Genomic DNA, 20,745 nt, shown 5'->3' on the forward strand with positions numbered 1-20,745 from the left:
GATAAGACCCTCTTTCTCTCCTGTAATATGAATCCATGCGGGTTAACCCACAGCCTGCTTTAACCTTTAATTGATCCAAGCATGACCCCTTTAACGAAGTACTTCTGCAAGAACGGATACACTGCCAAAATGGGTATGACCATCACAATGACAGCTGCTGCCCGGATGCCTTCCGGGGTCAGATTCGATATCATCGTTGGATCGGTAAAATCCTGTACATTCAGATTGGACATAATCATATTTTGGACAAGCACGGTCATGTTGTATTTGGACGTATCATTGATATAAATCATCACACTCATGAACGAATTCCAGTAACCCACGCCGTAAAAGAGAGCAATAGTCGCCAGCAAAGGTTTGGATAATGGCAACACGATTCGGAACAAAAGCCCCAGTTCACCACAACCATCGATGCGCGCAGCCTCGTCCACTTCCCCCGGCAGATTTTCAAAATAAGATCGCATAATCAGCATGTTGTACGTGCTTACCAGGCCCGGTAGCCAGAGCGCGCCGTAACTGTTCACAAGACCGAGATTTTGCACGACCAAATAAGTCGGGATGAGTCCACCGTTAAAAATCATCGTGAACACCATCGCCATCGTAAAGAAGCGCCGGTGATAAAAATGTCTACGTGACAGCGGATATGCCGCCATAATCGTCACCGCCATGCTGAGCCCTGTACCGATCAATGTGATCTCCACACTATTCCAGAATGCATTCAGAATCGGCGTTCCCGTAATTAGGCTGTGATAGGAGAACCAGGTGAAATCGACGGGCCATAACCCTACTTGACCTGAAACAACCGCTCTCGCATCACTAAATGACAAGGCAACAATGTTCAGTAAGGGCAGGATACAGCTGACGGCAACCAATGACAACAATACATAATTGATTAGATAAAAGACTTTTTCTCCTTTGGTTTTTCTCACGCTGTTCTCCCTCCCTACCACAAACCTTCGTTAAATCGCCGCGCGATATAATTTGCACTAAAAATGAGGATAAATGCAACCAGTGATTCGAACAATCCCATCGCCGTTGTCAGGCTGAACTGTGCTCCCTGAAGACCGGTGCGGTAGATATAGGTACTGATTACATCTGCTATCTCATTGACATTGGAATTCTGAAGCATATACACCTGGTCGAATCCGACCTCCATCACCCGCCCCATCGACAGAATCAGCAGGAGAATAATGGTGGAGCGTATACCCGGAAGGGTGACATGCCAGATCTGGCGCATTTTGCTGGCCCCATCCATCTGCGCAGCCTCGTATTGGCTCGGATCAATGGTTGTTAGTGCCGCGAGAAAAATGATGGCATTGAAGCCCATATCCTTCCAGATCCCTGAGCCAACAAACACCGCTACCCAGGAACCCTTGTTGTACATGAACGGATAAGGTGCTCCCGTCCAGGCCTCGACCCAGCGGTTGACGATCCCATTTTCCAAAGAGAACACCGTCATGATCATCATCGCAATGATGACCCAGGAAAAGAAGTGTGGCATATAGACCACCGTCTGCACCGTTCGCTTAAAGGCCATATTTCGCACTTCATTCAGCATAATGGCCAGAATGATCGGAATGGGAAACCCGATAATGATGCTTAACAGACTGAGGAACAAGGTGTTGCGAATAATCTCCACCGTGCGCGGATCACTGAACAGCGTCTGAAAATGCTGAAAGCCCACCCATGGACTGTTCCACAGTCCATCATAGAAGTTGTAGTCCTTGAAGGCCATGACCAGCCCTCCGATGGGTGCATAACGAAAGGTAAGGTAGAACATAATCACCGGAACAAACATCAAGATTAACGGTATATTCATCTTGAATCGTCGAAGCCGCTGCTGCCGAATCCGATGCTTCATTTCACTGTCCGGCGGTTGTAATCCAGACGGCGGACCTGCGGTCAGTTCCCCCTTCACATCCATCACTCCTCTCTGCTGTTGATGTACTATAGTTGTATTTTAGATAAAAATGTAAGCGTAAACATTCGTTATTTAACGATCCTTTTATAATTTTCTACGCAAAAATAACCCCACATGGTGGGGTTAACCTTGGAAACGAACAGATATTAAGAGAAGGCTTCTCTTTAATTTGAGACCCTGCAGCAGTTCGAGGGGGATTTCTACCGGGCACTTCACTTGGCTACTTGCTTGCGATATTCGCGGGGCGATATCCCCGTCATCTGTTTGAATACGGTTGTAAAATAACTGGAGTTATCGAACCCGGTCAGTTCCGCGATATCTGCCATGCTCTGCCGAGTGCTGTGCAGCAGCAGCTTCGCCTTATCAATTCGGCGCTTGCTGACATATTGGCTGAAGCCTTGTCCTGTCTCTTTTTTGAACAAATGGCTCAAGTAGTTGGGTGTCACATGAACATGGGCAGCCACGGCCTGCAACGTGCATGTGCTGGAATAGTTCATTTCAATATACTGTATAACTCGTGTAACGACATGATCCTGCTGTTCCTGAGTTAGCCGCATTAGCATATCCAGCCACTCTTCGCTCTTGCGTCTGGCCCAAGCGATGACTTCAGGTATGGTATGAATCCAGAGCAGTGGATCTGGGGCAGTTGAGTCCATACCACCGGATTCCTGAGGCTGAAGCTGTTGTACCCGTAAGTCCGTCATGACCTTCATAAGCATATGAATCTCCGCTTTGCCTTGTGACAAGCTCATCCCGGACGCTTCTTCTAGCAACATCTCGATCCGATTCATTATCGATCCGAATTGATGGTGGAGCAACAACAAAGTCAGTTCCTCTCGCAGTCTCTCGGTACGGTCCACCTGGCTGTATTGTTCCCTGATCCGAATGTCGGACTGTTTTCGGCGATATCGTTCATGTGCCTTTTGTAACACCTGACATGCTTCATCAAGCGAGAACGGTTTTAACAAAAATTCAATTGCCCCATACCGGATGGCACGCTGTGCATATTCGAACTCACGATAACCTGTCAAAATGATAATCATAATGTCCAGTCCACTTTCGTGTATGCGTTCGGCCAAATCTAGACCATCCATCACAGGCATGTTGATGTCCGTAATGATCAGATCAGGTGTGCAGCTGTGTACAGCCTGTATCGCTTCTTCTCCATCGGCCGCTTCCCCAACGACCTCCCAACCGAGGGGGTTATTGCGAACCAGATGAATCAGACCCTGACGAAATAATGCTTCATCATCCACTACGAGCATACGTCCATTCAACAGAACCTACTCCTCTCAGTCACCTGAATTTCCCGGCATGAGTCCTCACCGATCTGATAAGGCAAACGAAGACGTACTAGCGTACCCTCTCCCACAGTCGACTCGATCTGTACACCGTAGGGTTCACCGTGAATCAACTCAATTCTTCGAAGTACACTCCGCATGCCAATGTGCTGACGTTCCTCATCTGCATGTGCCACTGGCGTCATAATGCGTTCAATGACCGATGCGTGCATGCCGCAGCCGTTATCTGAAATTTCAATGATGAGCAGATCCGGCTCTCCTTCATGCCCGGTATGCCGCGAGCCACGAATTTCCAGCTGGCGGTTGTTCCTTTTGTCCGAGAAGGCATGAACAAAAACATTCTCCACGATGGGCTGAAGCAACAGTCGGATCACCTGACAGCGAAACAATTCAGCAGGAACGGCAATTTCAATCGACAAGGCTTCCTGATACCGGGCCTGCTGAATCTGCAGGTAGTGATCTATTTGCTTCATCTCATCCTGCACGGTCGTTAGTTGCTTCACGGGTTCCAGCGTATACTGCAGCATCTCGGACAAGGCAGTGACCAGGCGAGCCGATTTCTCATCACCAAGCATATAGAACTTCCAGAAAAACATGCTCAAGGTGTTATACAGAAAATGGGGATTCAGCTGGGCCTGAATAGCTTTGAGTTCAGCTTCTTTTTCACTGAGTTCCCGCTCGTACACTTCATGTATAAGCGTATCAATCCGGGAAGCCATTGCATTGAATCGTTCACCGATGAAACCGAGCTCATCCCGTGTCTCGATGCGTACCCGTGTATCGAACTGTCCATCACGCACTCTTTTCATCGCGTTGACTAGACTCGCAAGTGGACGCAACAGTCTGCCGCTAATTACGGTAATGATGAACCAGGAGCATAATATGCTGGCTACCGCAGAGAACACAGCAACTTTTACAATGATCTTTCCCTTGTTCTGAATCTGAGCGAGTGAGACCTTGCTGACCAGGGTGAAGCCCGCTTTGTCTGACGTTTGCTTCGTATACAATTGGGTTGTTCCCTGCTCGTCCCTGATCTCCGTCGCCCCTAGGCTTAGCTCGGTAAGTGGTGGTGGATCCGCATCCTGATTATGAAAGGCATATAGAAGCTCACCATCTGCGTCAAACAAGTAGACAGCAACTTCCTCGTTCAGTCGCAGATCTTTGAGGTACGATTCGAACAACGAGGTGTTAAACAGAATTAGCATTACGCCATAGGTCTCCAGATCAACAGACCGCATTAATCGTCCCGCCAGAATCCAATTGGATTGTTCCTCCTGCAAGAAAGCATCCGGCCCCAAACGATTCCAACCATATTCGCCGCCCGTTCCTTCCAGTCTATGAACCATCTCTGCCAGATAGGAAGGATCCATCTGTTGAAATGAGCCAGCAAAGGCGCCGAGATTAAATATGTTATCCTTCAGGTCATATATGCGGAGCCCCATGATCTCCGGTGCATCCAGCCTTACCTGATACAACTGATCATCCAGTTCATCTTCTAGCTTCATCTGATCATAGGACGAGATGCCAGAGGTCTGTGCTTTGATGGCATTTTTTACGGAGGGATTCAGTGTGATATAATCGGTGACTTTATACATGTCGTGTACCCTGGAATCCAGACGTGCAAGAATCTGCTCTGCGGTAAGACTATACTGGCGACTGACCTCTTCATTGAACAGGTCGATATGGATGCGATAGGTGATCAACCCTGTGATTCCGGAGATTAAGACCGTTGCGGTAGATAAAAACAAGATTAGCTTCGTTTTAAATTTAAAGCGTTTACAAAAATTCATCCACCACATCTTTCACACACCTCACCTATATTCCGTACATGTCTTACTCCTAAAAACATATCATACACCTCTTGGAAAAAACCAGAAAAACCCTGACCCCGCTTCAAGCGGTAGTCAGAGTTTGAAGGCATGTGATCCAGACATGTTACCGGGATGATCCATATTGACTCTGGATCACGGCATTTTTATTCCCCGTAAATCTCTTTGATCCGTTCTTCCTCATTCGTAGACAACAGAACATTAAGCAACCCCATGGCATTATTGGCATCGGTTCTCGTCGTCTTGTACATCTCGGCAAACGCCGCTTCATCCTGCTCCGGGTCCATCGCAGCAAGCTTGCCCCACGACGTGCGGGCTTTGTCGTATAGCGTACTCAACGTGATGTCACGCGGATGCTGTGCAACAGGTGCCATGGATTCAAATTTCGCTGTGACTCTGAAGAAATCCATCGAATCCTGGAACGATGTACTGCTATAATCCTTATTTTTCATCGCATCTTCGGTAATCAGCAGACCTTCACGGGCGATAAACAGTGTTTTCACCATAGCACGCTCCAGATTGGTTGCTTCTTCCCAAGTTATATAAGATTCATCAGGTGCTTGTACGATTGTGAAAAATGGAAAGGCATCATCAATCAACCGCTGCGAATCGGAATGAATTGGAACCTCTGCATTCATGTCCACAACGGCATCACTGTAGTTGGCTACATTAATGTTTTTGGAACCCGCCTCACTGACCCGACGCACCGGATGATCCGTAAGCGGGATACGGATATAACCGAGTTTATCCGCATACTGCTGCTTCAACTCTTCCAGTGTGGAGTCCTTTCCAATCTTGCCGTCGTCAGTTGAAGAAGATTCTTCTGTAGTTGAACCTGTCTCCTCACTCCCCTTCGAACCGATTGCTGCGGTTTCTGTTACAGCAGCATTTGAGCTGCTTGTTTCTGATGAAGCAACTTCTGTACCGGAAGCAGACTCCGGCAATGACGTCTCTTTAGCTCCGCCACCACAAGCTGTCAGAATCGTTGCCAAACCAAGCATGACTGTGAACGTCTTTATCGTATAATACCATTTCATCGTATATCTTCCCCTATCGTATGTATATTCCTGAGAACCATTAACCTCTGCTCCAAGACTTGAACACTCACTTACAAAAATATCCTTTCATATAACATGCTTGATTCACACAATTGGACATGGTCTACATTCTATCATAAGTTAAAAATCGGTTGTATACGACGATATACCTGTGTCTAAAGCCTTTTACTAGGCGCGCATTAACTACCACCGCAACGCACAAACACTGCCGTCCGTATGGACAACAGTGTTTGTGAAGCGTAATTATTTGATCCCTTTAGCCTTCTCCATATGCTCTGACCGAATCTGAGGATCGGTGGAATTGACCGAAGATAACAGAGCGTAGATCGCCTGGATATCCTTCTCTTGAAATACGGTTTCGGGAACCTCTGTCTCAAGTCGTTCTGTCTTGCGTTGAATCGTTTCCACCAATTCATGATCATAGATGATTAGTTCATCCGAATTCACATATCTCACAGCAGGATCAACACTGATGCGGCAACGGTTCGTGAAGGTCACCATGGAGACAAGACGTACTCTTTTGTAGTCTCCGAGGTGTGCATGGATGGCTTCCACATGTGCACGATGCTGCATGAGTGGATTGTACATTTTGACCCGACTGCTGCTGACTGACCAATTGGCCTCTCTTCTTCCGCCGCGAATCTCACCTGTTGTCAGATTTCGGGTTTCGATCACGAAGATTGCCCGAGGACCGATTACGACATGATCAATCTGCGAATAACCGGAGCGTGACTTCGGATTGGTAACGAGCAGGTCGTTCAGCACTTTATATTGACTTGGAAGACCTATCAGCTGATCTGCTGTACTAGGCTCCTCCGGCTGGCGTGTCCAATCCCCTTCCGCCTTTTTCCTGCGCTTACTACGGACCATACGCGGGGGAATGGTTGTCGTTGATGGCAACGCTGAAGCGGAGGCTGTAATCTGGTTCGCAAGCTCTGGTTGTGTCTTGAACAGAGACAGGATTTTCTTGAACATGGGCAAGCTCCGTTCTATTATAGTGTGGGTTACGGGTGACCATTACAGGAGGAATAACATCCTTTGACACATTCATTATGTAAACTTCTATTACTTATGTCGGATAAAGCGGGGTAAAAATAAAGGGAAAACGATCAAAATCTCTCCAATACGCAAAGTACATATGAACATTTAACCAATTTCGTGACTTTAGACGCATAAACAAGCTGCAAAATTGAAAAAAACAGCGCAACCCTTTCCTGAATAGAAAAAGAATACGCTGCTGTTCTCTTGGTTGTTAAGCCTGAAGATAATAGGTGTAGAGCACCTGAGTACCCTTCTCTTCCAGCCCATTATTCGCTATTTCCTGATACAGGGATTCGGCCAGGGCCAACCCAGGCGTTTTCATGCCCATCGCTTTTGCAGACTCCAGTGCAATTCCCATGTCTTTGATAAAATGTTTCACATAGAATCCAGGCTCATAATCGCCTGCGATCATGCGCGGACCGAGATTGCTGAGCGACCAGCTTCCGGCTGCACCGGTAGCAATGCTCTTCAGCACGGTCTCCGCGTCCAGACCAGACGTCTTGGCATAGGCAAGTGCTTCGCATACACCCATCATGCCAGAGGCAATGGCAATCTGGTTGCACATTTTGGTATGCTGCCCGGCTCCCGCCTTGCCTTGCAACACAATGTTGGTGCCCATCTGCTCAAACAGCGGACGCACGGCTTCAAAGGCCTCCGAACTACCACCAACCATAATGGACAACTTCGCGTTCTGCGCTCCGATATCACCGCCCGACACAGGCGCGTCCAGTGCATGCAGTCCTTTGGCTTCCGCAGCTTCAAAGATTCGTGCAGCCAGTAGCGGACTGGATGTTGTCATATCAATCAGATATGAACCCGGTTTGGCATTGGCAACGAGACCATCCTTACCGAGATAGATCTCCTCTACATCTTTCGGATACCCCACCATTGTGATGATGACATCACACGCGGCAGCCAGTTTGCCTGGTGTGTCATGCCATACGGCACCTTCCTTCACCAATGCTTCCGCTTTGGCAGCAGTTCGCGTGTACACATGCAGCGGATATCCCGCTTGCTGGATGTGCCCAGCCATGCTTTTACCCATCACGCCTGTACCAATAAATCCAACTTTTGTCTCTCCAGGTGCCTTCGTTGTATTTGTCATCGCAGGTTTCCTCCCTATTTCTCTATGCTTCGCTCAGTGCTTGTCTTCGACATTGCTATATCTGTATGTTAAAGCTTTCTGCGTAGTCCGTCCATATCGCTTGCAGCTTTCTGTGAAAAAATCTGAAAAAGGAATCAACTTCCTGTATGCTGTACAACCTAACGGAAACTTCCTTCATTGGAAAGGAGGATTCGCATGAGTCGTGAAAAAGGTCAAATTACCATTTGGTTGTCCTTTTCCATCATTTTATTAAGTGCCGGACTGGTCTGCCATGTCTTGTCCATTCCAGGAATTCTCGAAGCAGCAGGCAGGGATGGATGGTTGTCTGTCGTGGCGGCAGGACCTTTTTTCATGTTGTTTCTATGTATGATGTACATCATTATTCGCCGTGTACGTGGACAACGATTAACAGATTGGATTACGCGAGAATTCGGGGCGGTCCCTTCCTGGATCTTCCGGATCTCCGCTTCCATTCTGCTATTCACGCTTGGCACGCATACGCTGTATGAGACAACCAACTGGACCGTGTCCACATATCTTCAATTCACACCTCCCTATGTTCTGGCAGGTGGCGGAGCACTGGTTGCTGCCTGGGCAGCGGCCAAGGGCATACGCTCCATTGCGATGACTTCCAGTCTGCTGCTGCCCTTTGTCATTTTGCTTGGTTATTTTGTAATGTCCGCCAATATGAAATATAAAGACTACAGTCTATTGTTCCCGATTATGGAGAACGGTATGGGTCCCGTGTGGCGGGGCATGATCTACTCTCTTGCCGGGCTTATGGAAATCTGGATTCTTATGTTGTTCCAACATGAAGTCAAAGGCAAAATTCGTTGGTGGCATGTTCTGATCCTTGGCGTGTTTATGCTCAGTATGGCGATCGGTCCCACGATCGGAGCCATCGTGGAATTCGGACCTGAAGAAGCAGCGAAACAACGAAACAGTCCCTATGAGCAATGGAAACTTGTGAATATTGGAAAACTGCTGCAACACGTTGATTTTCTATCCATCTATCAGTGGCTTAGTGGTTCCTTTGCAAGAGTGGCCATATCCATGTATCTCATCGTGGATCTGCTGAATTTCCGCAGACCGAAGAAACGATATATCGCGATTCTCACCATTACCGTCATCATGAGCTTCATGGCGATGCAATGGTGGCGCATTGATTACGTCGACTACTACGTGGATCATATTCAGTTCCCGGTCATGCTGGCCTATGTCTCCATCGTTACCGTGATATTAACCATTGCTGCATTAATCCACAAAAAGGACAAGGAGGCTCCCGAACGTGCCGATCTCAGCCCAACCCAAGAATAATCGTGAAGTTGAACCGTTCCGAATGAACGAGCATAACCTGAACACCTTTTTTGCCGGATCTGATGATGTCATCATCAATAGTCATATGTTCGGAGAACCTCCGATGCAACTCCTTATGACCTATTGTAGCGGTATGGTGGATAGTGAAGCGATCTATGATATTATTCTCCCGGAACTCAAACGAACATATGAAAATACACACTTTATCCGTACATCCGATATTGAAAAGTGCATCAGCCTGGATTGGACCCGAATGGATCTGCAAGATCCGGCATTTGGAACTGAACTGATGTCTCTTCGTGTTTTTGAAGGCCACATGTTGATCTGTATTCCTTCCCTGCAAACTATGTGGAGTATTGATATATCTAACATCCCTACTCGAACACCGGAGGAATCCACCACCGAAGTTTCGATCCGCGGGGCAAGAGATGGGTTCATTGAACCACTTGCCGTCAATGTTGCCTTGATACGCACCCGTCTGCGTACGAACCAACTGGCCTGCAATATCGAACTGATCGGTTCACGTTCTGCAACCAAGGTGGCGTTGATGTATATCAAGAATATCGCCAATCCGGAGCTGATCGAGGACGTTCAGGATCGGTTGCGTAAGATTGAGACCGAACGCATCTTGACGGCCAACGAACTGGAAGAATTGCTGTCGCCTTCGAAGATTACTTTGTTTCCCGTCACCCATTATACGGGCAGGCCTGACTTTGCTGCGGAATGTCTCCTGAATGGACGTTTTATCCTCATTGTCGACGGCAATCCCAGCGCCATCATTGGGCCAGTCAATCTGTTTCTTCTGCTCAAATCCCCGGAGGATGCCAGCTTTCCCTTCTTGCCTGTGAACGTAGGACGGATGCTGCGCTTTCTTGGCCTGATGATCACCGTGTTCCTGCCCGGATTCTATATTGCGCTGACATCCTTTCATATGGATCAGATCCCCTTTCCTCTAGTCGCAACGATCTCAGTTGGACGCATGGGACTTCCGATGGAATCGGGAATGGAGATGTTTCTCATTATGCTACTGATGGAGCTGTTCCGTGAGGCAGGGGTACGTTTGCCAAGTGCCATCGGCCAGACATTAACTGTCGTTGGAGGTCTGATTATCGGAGATTCCGCCATTCGAGCCGGCATGGTCTCTCCCCTCATGATTGTCATCATCGCAGTTACTGTTGTAGCTGGAGCAACCATTGTGAATCAGGTCATGACCAGTTCTGTGCTGATCCTGCGGTTCCTTTGTTTTGTCCTGGGGGCATCCCTCGGCATCTATGGGTTCATCCTGTCGTTGATTATGTTCCTCATCTACCTGACCGACCTCAAATCATTTGGCATTCCGTATCTCACGCCGTTAACACCGCTTCATTTCAAACAAGCGATAGCTTCATTATTCAAACTGCCAAAGGGGCTAGGTAAACGAAGACCCGTCTATCTCGAGACCCAGGAGCCCCGCAAGAAAGGGAACGAACGATGAAACACTTGTTACAGCGATGTTTGCTGGGTCTGTTAAGCCTATCGATGTGCGTGATGACAAGTGGGTGCTGGAGTGCCTTTGAGATTCAACAGGTGGACTACGCCAAAGCCTTTGGGATTGATTATAAGGACGGCATGTATCACCTGTATGTGCAAACGCTGGATTTTGCCAGTGTCGCCAAAAGTGAAAGTTCAACCAAGAGTGCAGATACACCGCCTGTATGGGTCGGACATGCCGAAGGGAAAACTATGAGTCTGGCGCTGAACGAACTGTTCCGTACGGCTCAATTACACATGGCTTGGGGGCATGTGACAGCCATTGTTATGGCCGAAGGTGTGCTGACCAGCAAACATATCAAAGAAGTGTTCGACATGCTGGGACGATTTCCAGAATCCCGTTATACAACCTGGGTGTATGGAACACGAGAGCCTCTGGAGAAAATTCTAAGTGCAACGTCCATCTATAATATGTCGCCACTGGACAGCATTCTTCACAACCCGCTCCCCACTTATATGGAAGAATCGTTGTATCCACCTGTGCTTAGTTTTAAGCTCATTGCAACACATAATGATCCCGCTACCACGACGTATCTGCCGAGTCTTGCATTGAACAATACTCAGTGGGCTGAGAATGAGAAGAAACATGATTTGTTTCTGGTGGAAGGGGCCTTTTTTGAAAAGACTGGCTATGACTTTGAATACTTTCCACGCAGTCAGCTTCCCGGTTATCACTGGCTAATCAAAGACATGCGTCGTGCTCCCTTGCTTGTGCAGAAGGATGGAACGATCTATGGGGCACTCAGTGTAGGATTACCAAAGATCAAAATTAAACCTGTCATTCAGGGTGAAGACGTTACGTTCAACATTGATGCCCACTACCTCACTGCCCTGTACGAATACCTGGTGCCCACTTCTTATGAGGAGATGATCCAGATTAGTGAAGTGAAGTTACGGGAGCAGATCATGCAGACCTATCGTCACGGCCTTGAGCGTGGTGTGGATATTTACGGTCTTCAGGAGAAGCTGTATCGCAAAAATCCAAAGCTCTGGCGTAAGTTATCAAACAACGGGAGCAAGATGATGCTTACGGAAGACTCGATTAAGGATCTGAAAATCCATCTCACCATCCCGTATACAGGGAAATATAAAAGGAAAGTGTAGCCAGAACGCGAAACACCCCTTGTCCGGTATGCAGCCGGATAAGGGGTGTTTGTGTTTTTTACTTGTTGATAAGAAAAAATCCATTTTTCTTTAAAAACCAAATGTTAATCCTAAGTATTCGACTATGCTCCATGAAGCAGGCCAAAGCAATGGTACATGAACAACCCAGTAAGGGGCTTTGAATCTTCCGTTCTCGTAACTAATCCCACAATAGAAAATTGCAAATAATACGCCCAAAGGATATGTAAAAAGAATTTCACCTAATATATCACGGGAAGTATCGTATGTATGCGGAAACGGTGCAGCTAGAGACATACCTAGTCCGAAAAGAGCTATAGGCCAAATTAACAAACTAATTCCATACAAAACTAAAAATAACAATAAATAATTGAACAACTTCTCATTCTTCCTCTTACTCATGTACCCTCCCGATTTCCTGATCGTATCGTTCAGCTTAATATCTTTATCAGAAGATTTTACAGTATATATATGGAAATATAAATACTTCGTTCCTTATTGATTATTGAAAAGGCCTCCAACCATTGGCCTTAATACTCCTATAAGAATTAAAAATCCTTTATGTTAGTCACTACTCTTCGCTTTATTTACATGCATAATTACCAATTTACGGCTCATACTACCATAAGTAAATTATCGAAGGAGTGACAGCATGAGGTTAAAAAGTATCATCGCCGTTGGAGCCGTGTTAACCTGCTCATCTCTGTTATGGGGCTGTGGTAATGGCACTGCGAATAATGCATCCCAGCAACAGAATGACACCGTTCGATCGGAGAGTTGGAGCGATCCCAAACGACTGGAAGCTTCTCATCTTGAGGCGCTTGAGCGAATGGAGAAAGACCATATTCACCGAATGGTTTCGCTTAGCGCAAGTACAGATGGAGACAAAGTGATGACCACACTTGAACGGTCGAGTCAAAAGTTGGAGGAAATGAGACCGCTCGCCGAAATGCTCCAGCATGAGGGACATCCGGCATTATTACAGCGAATCCAGGACATGTCCGGTGATATCCAAGGTTCCAAATCCGTCATTGCTGAGATGAAAAGTTTGCCTCAGGACGGCAAAATTAAGATTCAGTCCGAGAATTCTGATTCCTTGCATCACATCAGCAGCTTCCGTGATTACCACCAGTACATTCAGGGACAAGTGCAATCCTTAGACGGTAAATCTACGCAAATGTCCCACTAACCCTAAAGATAGCTCAGAGAATCGTTACAGTCGGAATACGATAATCCGATGGTTAACGGTTCTTTTTATTAACTTCATATTGTTATCCCTCTTCTCTACAGCTTCATTCCACCCACAACGATACCCAGATGAACATGCTAAACAGCAAGACTGGTGCAAGTGCGCCTGTGGCTAAGATGATCCAAAGTGTCGCGGGTTTGATCCTTTGGCAGTATGTATCAACCTTGCGCATTCGATCTTTGCGCCACTTGGCAAACCTGAGCTGTCTGACCATCCGACTCAGAACTATTTGCCGCTGCTCGCCCTCTTCGAATTCATCGATCGCACGCCGCAACTCCTCGTATAATTGAGCCTCTTCCTGCCCAGCCACTGTAGGTGTACTCATCTAACCCTTCCTCTCATAAGAACATTATTGAGATATAGCCTCTCGCCTAATCGAACCATAATCAATACGCCTGTATTCTAGTAACTACCAACCTAACTAAACCACTACTTAAATAACACATTACAGACCTTCAAAGTTTGAGGTTTTTTCAAAAAATGGACAATCCAAAAAGCCCGGGCATAGCCCAGACTTCGTAGAATCATGTTAGAACTATTTAACTGAGTGCTATTTAGCTCGCGTTAGCGATCAATGCATTCAAGCATACCGCACCCTGTGCACGCACATTAACGACGATAATCGGCGTATCCAACATGTCGTGCATCCATGACATATACTCTTCTACTTTTTCGTTTGGAAGGATCGTCAGAATAACCCCTGCGAATCCACCACCATGAATACGACAAGCGCCATCACCCAGGTTTTGCAGATAATTCTCGGTCAGTGCCAGCGCGATGCCAATCTCCTGTTCCTTCACAGCACCACTCTGATATACATTCTGCAGCCACTTCCATGATGAGTTCCCGGACGCCGTAATCAGTTTCAAGAAATCAGCAAAACGTCCATCACGCAACGCCTGAACCTGACCATCGACACGATTATTTTCCTCCAGGAAATGAAGCGCACGCAGCACGGCACGATCGCCAGCAGCTTCACGAACCTTCTTGAGGTTGGCATAGATGGCGTCTGCAGTAATTTCCCGAACATACTCACTGCCCAGTGCCTGAGCAACCGCTCTCATCTCGTATGGCACAGCAGCGTAATCTTCTGTCAGATCAGCGTGGTTACCGCCCGTATTCACAATGACCAATGAGTAGCCGTTTTGTTGGAAATCCCACTGAACAGGCTCGATGACTGGCTGTGCAGGATTTTCAAAATCAATAGCAATGAGTCCGCCGTACGCACAAGCCATCTGATCCAGCAGACCGGAAGGTTTGTTCCAATAGTGATTCTCCGCATACTGACCGATTTTGGCCAAGGTCACAACATCCAGTGCTCCATCATTATAGAAATGATTCAAAATCGTACAAATCAGCATCTCAAATGACGCCGAGGAACTTACGCCTGATGCCGAGAACACGTTACTTGAGAGATACGCCTGGAAGCCACCTACCTTATATCCGAATTCTCCAAATCCCGCAGCCATACCGCGAATCAATGCTGTTGTGCCATCGTCTTCCGTATTTGGCGTGAGGTCCGTGAGATCGATTACATATTTCTTGTCATAACCTTCTGAGTAAAACGTAATAACCGACTCCGCAGTTGGTGCAGCCACTGCAATCGTATCCAGCGTAATGCTGCCCGCCAGCACTTTACCATGGTTATGATCCGTATGATTGCCGCCAATCTCGCTGCGTCCTGCTGCGCTGAACAACTTGCTTCCCTCTTGCGCGCCAAAGTACTCTTCAAATGTTGCGTTCAGCTTTGTGTAACGTGCGGTCTGTTCCTCTACTTGTGATTGTCCATACATTTGGGCAAGCAACGCTTGGCCCTCCGTGGATTGGATCAGATTCAATGGTTGTGTCGTCATTAATAACCCTCCTATGGATATGCAGCTTTTATTTTTAGACTGTTGGTGAACATGGTTGTCGCGTCTGTTTCATACCTTATTCCTCTCCCATTATCTCAGCTTCGTAGCGGGAAAGGTAGGGTAGAATTGAAAGTTTGAAAGCGTTTTGTGAAGTTATTTAATGTAAAAATAGGATTACTTGTCGAAACTTAAAAAACGTGAAATAAGCTAAAGTAACTGCAACAGCACGATTACCTTAGCTTATTTCACGAGTTAGATCCATTTTTTATCGATAAAATTTTTCATACTTTCAGCTTATCGTTATAGAGAGTAAGTTTCTTTATCAACTCATCTGCTTCATTAAACAAATGTTCATTGTGAGCAAACGGATTTGTAATCGATGCCATTACTTGCCACAAAGCTGTATTAATGAACCATTCTTTGTGCAAACGATTTAATCTTTCTCCATGATTCAAAATCCATTTGTGAAACCATCTCATATGTTGTGCATCTTCTGTATATGAGAGTGTGCCTACAAAGTTCGGAATAAAAGCAGCCTCTTCTATATAGTCATTATTTAATAACCATTCGGTGAGTATGGAAGAACGTACAGAATCAAAAAGCAACGCCTTTAAGTCCTTTGCCTCTATTTTGGTATAACCACAGGCTACTAGTCCCCTATTCAATATTTTTATGAAGTCAGGCCATCGTGCGTTCATTTCTTTATCAATATCTTCCTGAAGTCCAGAAACATGATTTGTATATTTGGAAGGAGTCATGCCAATATTTACTCGTCTCGCCATATTCCATCTCATCGGAAACATATTGATAATCAGTTCATCAAATTTCTTCAATTCATATTGAAGTTCCACTTCTTTTGCTTGAGGTTCCTCATTGGAACAAATAAACGTTAAACTTCTTCTATACGGCATAGAATACACATAATTCATTTGCGTTCTCATTTGATGAAGCACCCTTGCTTGAGGTGTATCCCCCTGCAATGGGTAAAGATGTGTTGGTAAACCCATGGCGTTTACGATTGAGATTCCACCTGGACTAAGGGTTTCCTTTACTTGATTCCAAAACGTATCACCAAAAATAAAATCAGGATAACCATCATTCGTGTAGGTATCTATGCAAATTGCATCAAATTTCCCTTCAATGATCTCCGAAAAGCCGGAAGCATCACCCTGAATGTAATGAACCCGATTATGGATATCAGGGAATACATCTTGAAACAGACTGGAACAACTTTTTATAATATTGGGATCATTATCAATAATATGAAGTTCGATGTTCTCTATTCCCGCCAATAAAGAGCGTATAGAGCCACCATAACCTAAACCCAACATAAGCACACGTTTGCCTGGAGCAAGAACGCTGGCAATTCCAAAATCATCCGGCTGGTTTCCAACGAAAATTCGGTCATGGGCCAGAACACTTTCCATTGTAATCAGGATCAAATGTCTATCGCCGTATAACCCTCTTTTCAAGTGCTTTTCTTGCATATCTGCTACCTCCTAAAAAGCATATTGGATGAAAGAACGGACATTTTAAGATACAGTGATCTTGGCCCCTCTTGAATCTGCCCTGGACACATCAGTCCCTTCAACAAAGCAGGTACTCAGGTCAATATCCCATAAATATGCTGACCATAGTTCAGCTCCTCTTAACGCGACCTTATCCAAACGTGCATATCGTAAATCAGCCTCTGTCAGATTAGCCCTTCTCAGATCAGTACAATCCAGAACTGCTCCTTGCAAGTTGCAACGATGCAAATTCGCTCCATATAATTCCGTTTGCCTCAAGTTACTCCCCTTCAAGTTAGCATTCTTCAAGTTAGCGCCCGAAAGATCTGCATCTGTCAAATTGGCCTGTTCAAGATTTGCCCCTTCCAATTGAGCCCCTCTCAAATTTGTGCCCTCCAGATTGCAATGATCTCCATACCTCTGAATCAACAAACGACCATTCAACACTTTGACGACAGATCCTTTGCGAATTTCCGCTAAATCCGTTGTCTCCTTGATAATATGACCAGATTCTGCCTGAACCAATACAATGTATCCAAGATCTCTTGTAATTTGAGACAGTCCTCTGCCTGTTTTTGCTGCTGTAAATTGTTCTATATTTTGTCCATTGTGTAACTTAGGAAATAATCTATCTTCATTTACAGTTGCGACATCAACTCCGACTAAGAAATATTGGTATGTTGAATCAGTTATATGACTTGCCAGTTTAACTATATCCAGCAGTGTCTTCATTGTGCTAACCCGCCTTATTTATTTTTTTTAGAACTGAATTGACGGCAGTGGAAGTGTTAACTCCAAAAAAATCGGTATAGTACGTATCAACATAAATGGTACTGCTCATCGTGGTATGCTGAATCCAATGACTTATTGTACCTTGTTTCGATAGACTATCCTCTACAACTAAATAGTCTCCGTCACGCATGTGATTACATATCCACTCCAAAAGTTGAGATACATTGGTGTGTGCATCTTCTATAACCAGCAAAGGTCTAGGAAGATTGCGCAAATAGTCAACGGTAAGTAACGTTTCAATTTTTTCAATATCCCCTTGTATAAATTCAGATTCTGCAGGTATATAGTTAGGAAGATGAAGATCCACGCCTACAATTTTGCTATTTAATTCAGAGACTTTAGCAAGATTCGTTAGCCATTCCAGACTCGTAGCAGTAGATCCCAGCTCTATAATTGAATTTGGCCTTAACTCCCAGATCAACATCGGATAGAGCACGAAATCTTGAGCACTTTTGAGAAGAGGCTTCCCCTTCCATTGAATGCAGTTCAGAGTACCTTGGCTGCATATCCGGTCGTACATATCCATATCACTTTTCAGGGTGTCAGCTATCCTATCTTTTAGGTTCACATATCGTTCGCCCATATTGATATCCAGCGTTTCTTTAACACGTTGAACCATGTTATTTTCCCGTAAAGACAGAGATTCTTCTCGAGCAGTTTTATCATGAGTCCCTTGATTCAGAACGAAACTATCAAAAAAGGTGGCAACTCCGTTTTGATTTATAACTTTATCCGCATAGTACTTCTTGACATTACCGTTCAACATACGTTGTTACCTGATGTTGAAAAGAAAAAGTTTTGTGTTAATCTTGCATCTTCTATTTTGTTTCCAAATTGCTCAGTAATAGAGTGAAAATACTCCGAGCCAGGAAATAAAATCAACCGATTAAACTTGATCGGTATCTCTTCAATTAAAGACCATTTCTCTAAATTTGAACTGTTTGGATATATATATCTTGCATCAAATTCCTCTATGCTTTTGCAGCCGTATTGCTGATAAAAATTTGAGCTTGCTTGTAAACGAGTGATCCCTGTTTCGAGATGTTGATAGATTCCAAGCCCTCCTCTATTATGCCTATCTTTGGATAAGTAAACTATACCTGTCCAATGAACTGGCCAATCCAGATGGATTTTTGTTTTCGCAAGATCGTTCACAACAGAATACCTAAATTTACCAAATATGAATTTTCTCGGATCGTAAACAATGGATTGTTTCAAAATCCCTTCGAATTTTTTCACAATATCATAAGTATAGAATGCTTTGACACTCTCATACCCTGGATAATTTTGTTGTTCACCATAGTTTTTATAAACGGTCTTTAAGGCAAGCTTACGCAATGCATCAGGGTTCTCATAAAAATCATCTATAATATGAATGTCATCCAACAACTCATCAGCCTCCTTATTTGCCCCTAGTCATACACTCAATGCCTCATTAAAGAAGAAATTTTGTGTAATTCGACTATCTTGAGGATTAGTTCCCCTTCCTCCAATAGGGGCATGATAATAATGCGATCCTCTAAATAGAACCATCCGGTTATAAACTGGTTCAACAACAGAAGTTAACTCCCATTTTGACAAATCAGCCATATCTCTTCTGACCACTTGTCTTTCAAACTCATTGGCATCCTCGAAGCCTAGGAATCGAGCTTCTTTGTCCGTTGGCGGTCCTTCGAACCCTGTTTCTAGATGTTTATAGAATCCCATTCCGTTATTCTTGGGAGCGTTCGGTGTAAGAAATACCAGTCCTGCCCAATCAATTACACTATCTGCATGAACCTTGGGCATAGTCCCTGTAGCTTGGGTTATCATTCGAAATGCCCCAAAAGTGAATCGATTTATATCCGTAATTTTCACTCCGGTAACGTTCTCAATCTTTTCAACGATTTCTTTAGTGTAAAACTGCTTTTTGCTCTGATATCCCGGGTAATTATATTTGGCTCCGCTTACATAATCGGATTGGATTGCTAATTGACGAACCAAATCAGGATCCCCATAAAAGTTATCAATAATGAATACATCTTTCTCCACGACTGATTCTCCCTTCATATGAAGTTAAAGAAGCTGGGGGAATTCGTTCAGAATATTAGAGTCTTAGGCTTCTTTTGAAAGTTTTAAAGCCTGTTCCATCTCTTGCTGCTCATCCTCTGTTAAAGACTCCAGTTCGTTAATCATAGGCATATTATTAGGCGAAGTCATTTTATAAATATCGTCATCGAACTCTTCCATTTTCCCTTTAGGTTCGTTGCTCATCGTAATTCCTCCCTTTAATTTTCTTTTATTGAAAATTCCCCCAACTATTCACTAGTTTAACATTGTATTTTTTTATAGACAACAAAAAACCTTATTTCAATGACAAATATCACATTTTTTTTGTTTTTTTATGATGAGTTATACTACTTTTTGAAATTCGGTGATTTGGACAAAAAAGTGAAATTGATGGTGTATCTTTCTCCACCCACCACTTCACTCACATCATGATAAGAGTTTGGACTAAATGCTAGCCCTATGGCTGAGTTATGAATCGGTTCATAGGTGTGTACCAGATCACTACTTTGATCTGAAGCATATACGCCTAGTACCCCTCCATCTTCTCTCTTCCATTGGTCGTTAATATATACAATAATACGATGTGTAAATCCGTATTTCATATGGTATGGATCAGCCAGATAGTCGTTGTGAATGAGAGTTTTTTCCGTCGGGAGAAGGCGATGCGCAGTGATAAGAAATGAATCATGAAACATCGTTTCAAAGTATTGTTCAGCCTTTTTTTGAATCTGATTGCGATTTTTTTCATCAAATAAGTTCTGAAGGTCTTCTGGCAAACGATCCGTGGTAATTGGGAACATAGTTTGTTTATAGAATCCACCTTCCACCGTCCTATATAAATTCGTGTCTTGAAGCCAGGAAAGCAAATGACCAGCAACCTTTGAATCAAAAAATTGCTCCACTTTGAAATGGAAATAAGGTTGCTCAAGCGTCACAAATTTCTGAGAAATAACAGGATTCTCATATAAATCAACTCTTTTCTCACCCATTTTATACCTCCAAATAGTAAAATTAGTCTTGCACTCCATTATATATTAAACTAAATTTGTATTAAAAGGAATAAATATGGT

General features: G+C 44.7%; 21 protein-coding genes. 4 read left to right on the forward strand and 17 right to left on the reverse strand.

What is annotated here, in order from left to right:
* Positions 1-59 precede the first annotated feature (59 nt).
* From MHB71_RS19985 to MHB71_RS20015, 7 genes are all read right to left on the reverse strand, one after another.
* The gene (locus MHB71_RS19985) at positions 60-929 is read right to left on the reverse strand and encodes a carbohydrate ABC transporter permease (protein ID WP_036606256.1); all 870 of its coding nucleotides are present in this window, start codon (positions 927-929) and stop codon (positions 60-62) included.
* A 14-nt stretch (positions 930-943) separates the two neighbouring features.
* Positions 944-1,861 (reverse strand): ABC transporter permease subunit, encoded by a 918-nt coding sequence (locus MHB71_RS19990; RefSeq protein WP_047844113.1) that lies wholly within the window; start codon positions 1,859-1,861, stop codon positions 944-946.
* Positions 1,862-2,133: 272 nt separating this feature from the next.
* Entirely contained in the window at positions 2,134-3,198 is a 1,065-nt protein-coding gene (locus MHB71_RS19995) for a response regulator (protein WP_340027383.1), read from the reverse strand.
* Positions 3,195-4,970: a histidine kinase gene (locus MHB71_RS20000; RefSeq protein ID WP_340027384.1), complete on the reverse strand. Its 1,776-nt coding sequence runs from the start codon at positions 4,968-4,970 to the stop codon at positions 3,195-3,197. The genes MHB71_RS19995 and MHB71_RS20000 overlap by 4 nt, the downstream gene beginning before the upstream one ends.
* A gap of 227 nt (positions 4,971-5,197) precedes the next feature.
* The gene (locus MHB71_RS20005; RefSeq protein ID WP_340027385.1) at positions 5,198-6,088 is read right to left on the reverse strand and encodes a hypothetical protein; all 891 of its coding nucleotides are present in this window, start codon (positions 6,086-6,088) and stop codon (positions 5,198-5,200) included.
* A gap of 264 nt (positions 6,089-6,352) precedes the next feature.
* Positions 6,353-7,084, reverse strand: coding sequence for a nuclease-related domain-containing protein (locus tag MHB71_RS20010; protein WP_340027387.1), 732 nt, complete (start codon positions 7,082-7,084; stop codon positions 6,353-6,355).
* Positions 7,085-7,361: 277 nt separating this feature from the next.
* On the reverse strand, positions 7,362-8,255 hold the full coding sequence (locus tag MHB71_RS20015; RefSeq protein WP_340027388.1) for an NAD(P)-dependent oxidoreductase: 894 nt from the start codon (positions 8,253-8,255) through the stop codon (positions 7,362-7,364).
* 195 nt (positions 8,256-8,450) lie between these two features.
* Between MHB71_RS20015 and MHB71_RS20020 the strand changes: the two genes are divergently transcribed.
* The 3 genes from MHB71_RS20020 to MHB71_RS20030 are packed head-to-tail and all read left to right on the forward strand — an operon-like array spanning position 8,451 to position 12,206.
* Positions 8,451-9,572, forward strand: coding sequence for an endospore germination permease (locus tag MHB71_RS20020; RefSeq protein ID WP_340027389.1), 1,122 nt, complete (start codon positions 8,451-8,453; stop codon positions 9,570-9,572).
* Positions 9,544-11,046 (forward strand): spore germination protein, encoded by a 1,503-nt coding sequence (locus tag MHB71_RS20025; RefSeq protein ID WP_340027391.1) that lies wholly within the window; start codon positions 9,544-9,546, stop codon positions 11,044-11,046. Before MHB71_RS20020 ends, MHB71_RS20025 begins: the two co-directional genes overlap by 29 nt.
* Positions 11,043-12,206, forward strand: a complete 1,164-nt coding sequence (locus MHB71_RS20030; RefSeq protein WP_036672569.1) for a Ger(x)C family spore germination protein — start codon at positions 11,043-11,045, stop codon at positions 12,204-12,206. The genes MHB71_RS20025 and MHB71_RS20030 overlap by 4 nt, the downstream gene beginning before the upstream one ends.
* Before the next feature lie 90 nt (positions 12,207-12,296).
* Here MHB71_RS20030 and MHB71_RS20035 read toward each other — a convergent pair whose 3' ends face one another.
* The gene (locus MHB71_RS20035) at positions 12,297-12,626 is read right to left on the reverse strand and encodes a hypothetical protein (protein WP_340027393.1); all 330 of its coding nucleotides are present in this window, start codon (positions 12,624-12,626) and stop codon (positions 12,297-12,299) included.
* Positions 12,627-12,876: 250 nt separating this feature from the next.
* Here MHB71_RS20035 and MHB71_RS20040 point away from each other — a divergent pair, with 250 nt between their 5' ends.
* Entirely contained in the window at positions 12,877-13,413 is a 537-nt protein-coding gene (locus MHB71_RS20040) for a hypothetical protein (protein WP_036672574.1), read from the forward strand.
* A 103-nt stretch (positions 13,414-13,516) separates the two neighbouring features.
* Here MHB71_RS20040 and MHB71_RS20045 read toward each other — a convergent pair whose 3' ends face one another.
* The 9 genes from MHB71_RS20045 to MHB71_RS20085 form a co-directional block, all read right to left on the reverse strand.
* Positions 13,517-13,798: a hypothetical protein gene (locus MHB71_RS20045; protein ID WP_340027394.1), complete on the reverse strand. Its 282-nt coding sequence runs from the start codon at positions 13,796-13,798 to the stop codon at positions 13,517-13,519.
* Between the two features lie 229 nt (positions 13,799-14,027).
* A complete protein-coding gene (locus MHB71_RS20050; RefSeq protein ID WP_340027395.1) occupies positions 14,028-15,326 on the reverse strand; it encodes a galactokinase family protein in 1,299 nt (432 codons plus the stop codon).
* A 281-nt stretch (positions 15,327-15,607) separates the two neighbouring features.
* Positions 15,608-16,813, reverse strand: coding sequence for a hypothetical protein (locus MHB71_RS20055; protein WP_340027396.1), 1,206 nt, complete (start codon positions 16,811-16,813; stop codon positions 15,608-15,610).
* Between the two features lie 45 nt (positions 16,814-16,858).
* The gene (locus MHB71_RS20060; RefSeq protein ID WP_340027397.1) at positions 16,859-17,566 is read right to left on the reverse strand and encodes a pentapeptide repeat-containing protein; all 708 of its coding nucleotides are present in this window, start codon (positions 17,564-17,566) and stop codon (positions 16,859-16,861) included.
* Between the two features lie 4 nt (positions 17,567-17,570).
* A complete protein-coding gene (locus MHB71_RS20065; protein WP_340027398.1) occupies positions 17,571-18,392 on the reverse strand; it encodes a CmcI family methyltransferase in 822 nt (273 codons plus the stop codon).
* Positions 18,386-19,015: a DUF6445 family protein gene (locus MHB71_RS20070; protein ID WP_340027399.1), complete on the reverse strand. Its 630-nt coding sequence runs from the start codon at positions 19,013-19,015 to the stop codon at positions 18,386-18,388. The genes MHB71_RS20065 and MHB71_RS20070 overlap by 7 nt, the downstream gene beginning before the upstream one ends.
* A 27-nt stretch (positions 19,016-19,042) precedes the next feature.
* Positions 19,043-19,657, reverse strand: a complete 615-nt coding sequence (locus tag MHB71_RS20075) for a DUF6445 family protein (RefSeq protein WP_340027400.1) — start codon at positions 19,655-19,657, stop codon at positions 19,043-19,045.
* A 63-nt stretch (positions 19,658-19,720) separates the two neighbouring features.
* On the reverse strand, positions 19,721-19,879 hold the full coding sequence (locus MHB71_RS20080; RefSeq protein WP_340027401.1) for a hypothetical protein: 159 nt from the start codon (positions 19,877-19,879) through the stop codon (positions 19,721-19,723).
* A gap of 143 nt (positions 19,880-20,022) precedes the next feature.
* Positions 20,023-20,664, reverse strand: a complete 642-nt coding sequence (locus tag MHB71_RS20085; protein WP_340027402.1) for a 2OG-Fe(II) oxygenase — start codon at positions 20,662-20,664, stop codon at positions 20,023-20,025.
* Positions 20,665-20,745 lie beyond the last annotated feature (81 nt).

The organism is Paenibacillus sp. FSL H7-0940 (assembly GCF_037979415.1).
Taxonomy (GTDB): Bacteria; Bacillota; Bacilli; order Paenibacillales; family Paenibacillaceae; genus Paenibacillus; species Paenibacillus amylolyticus.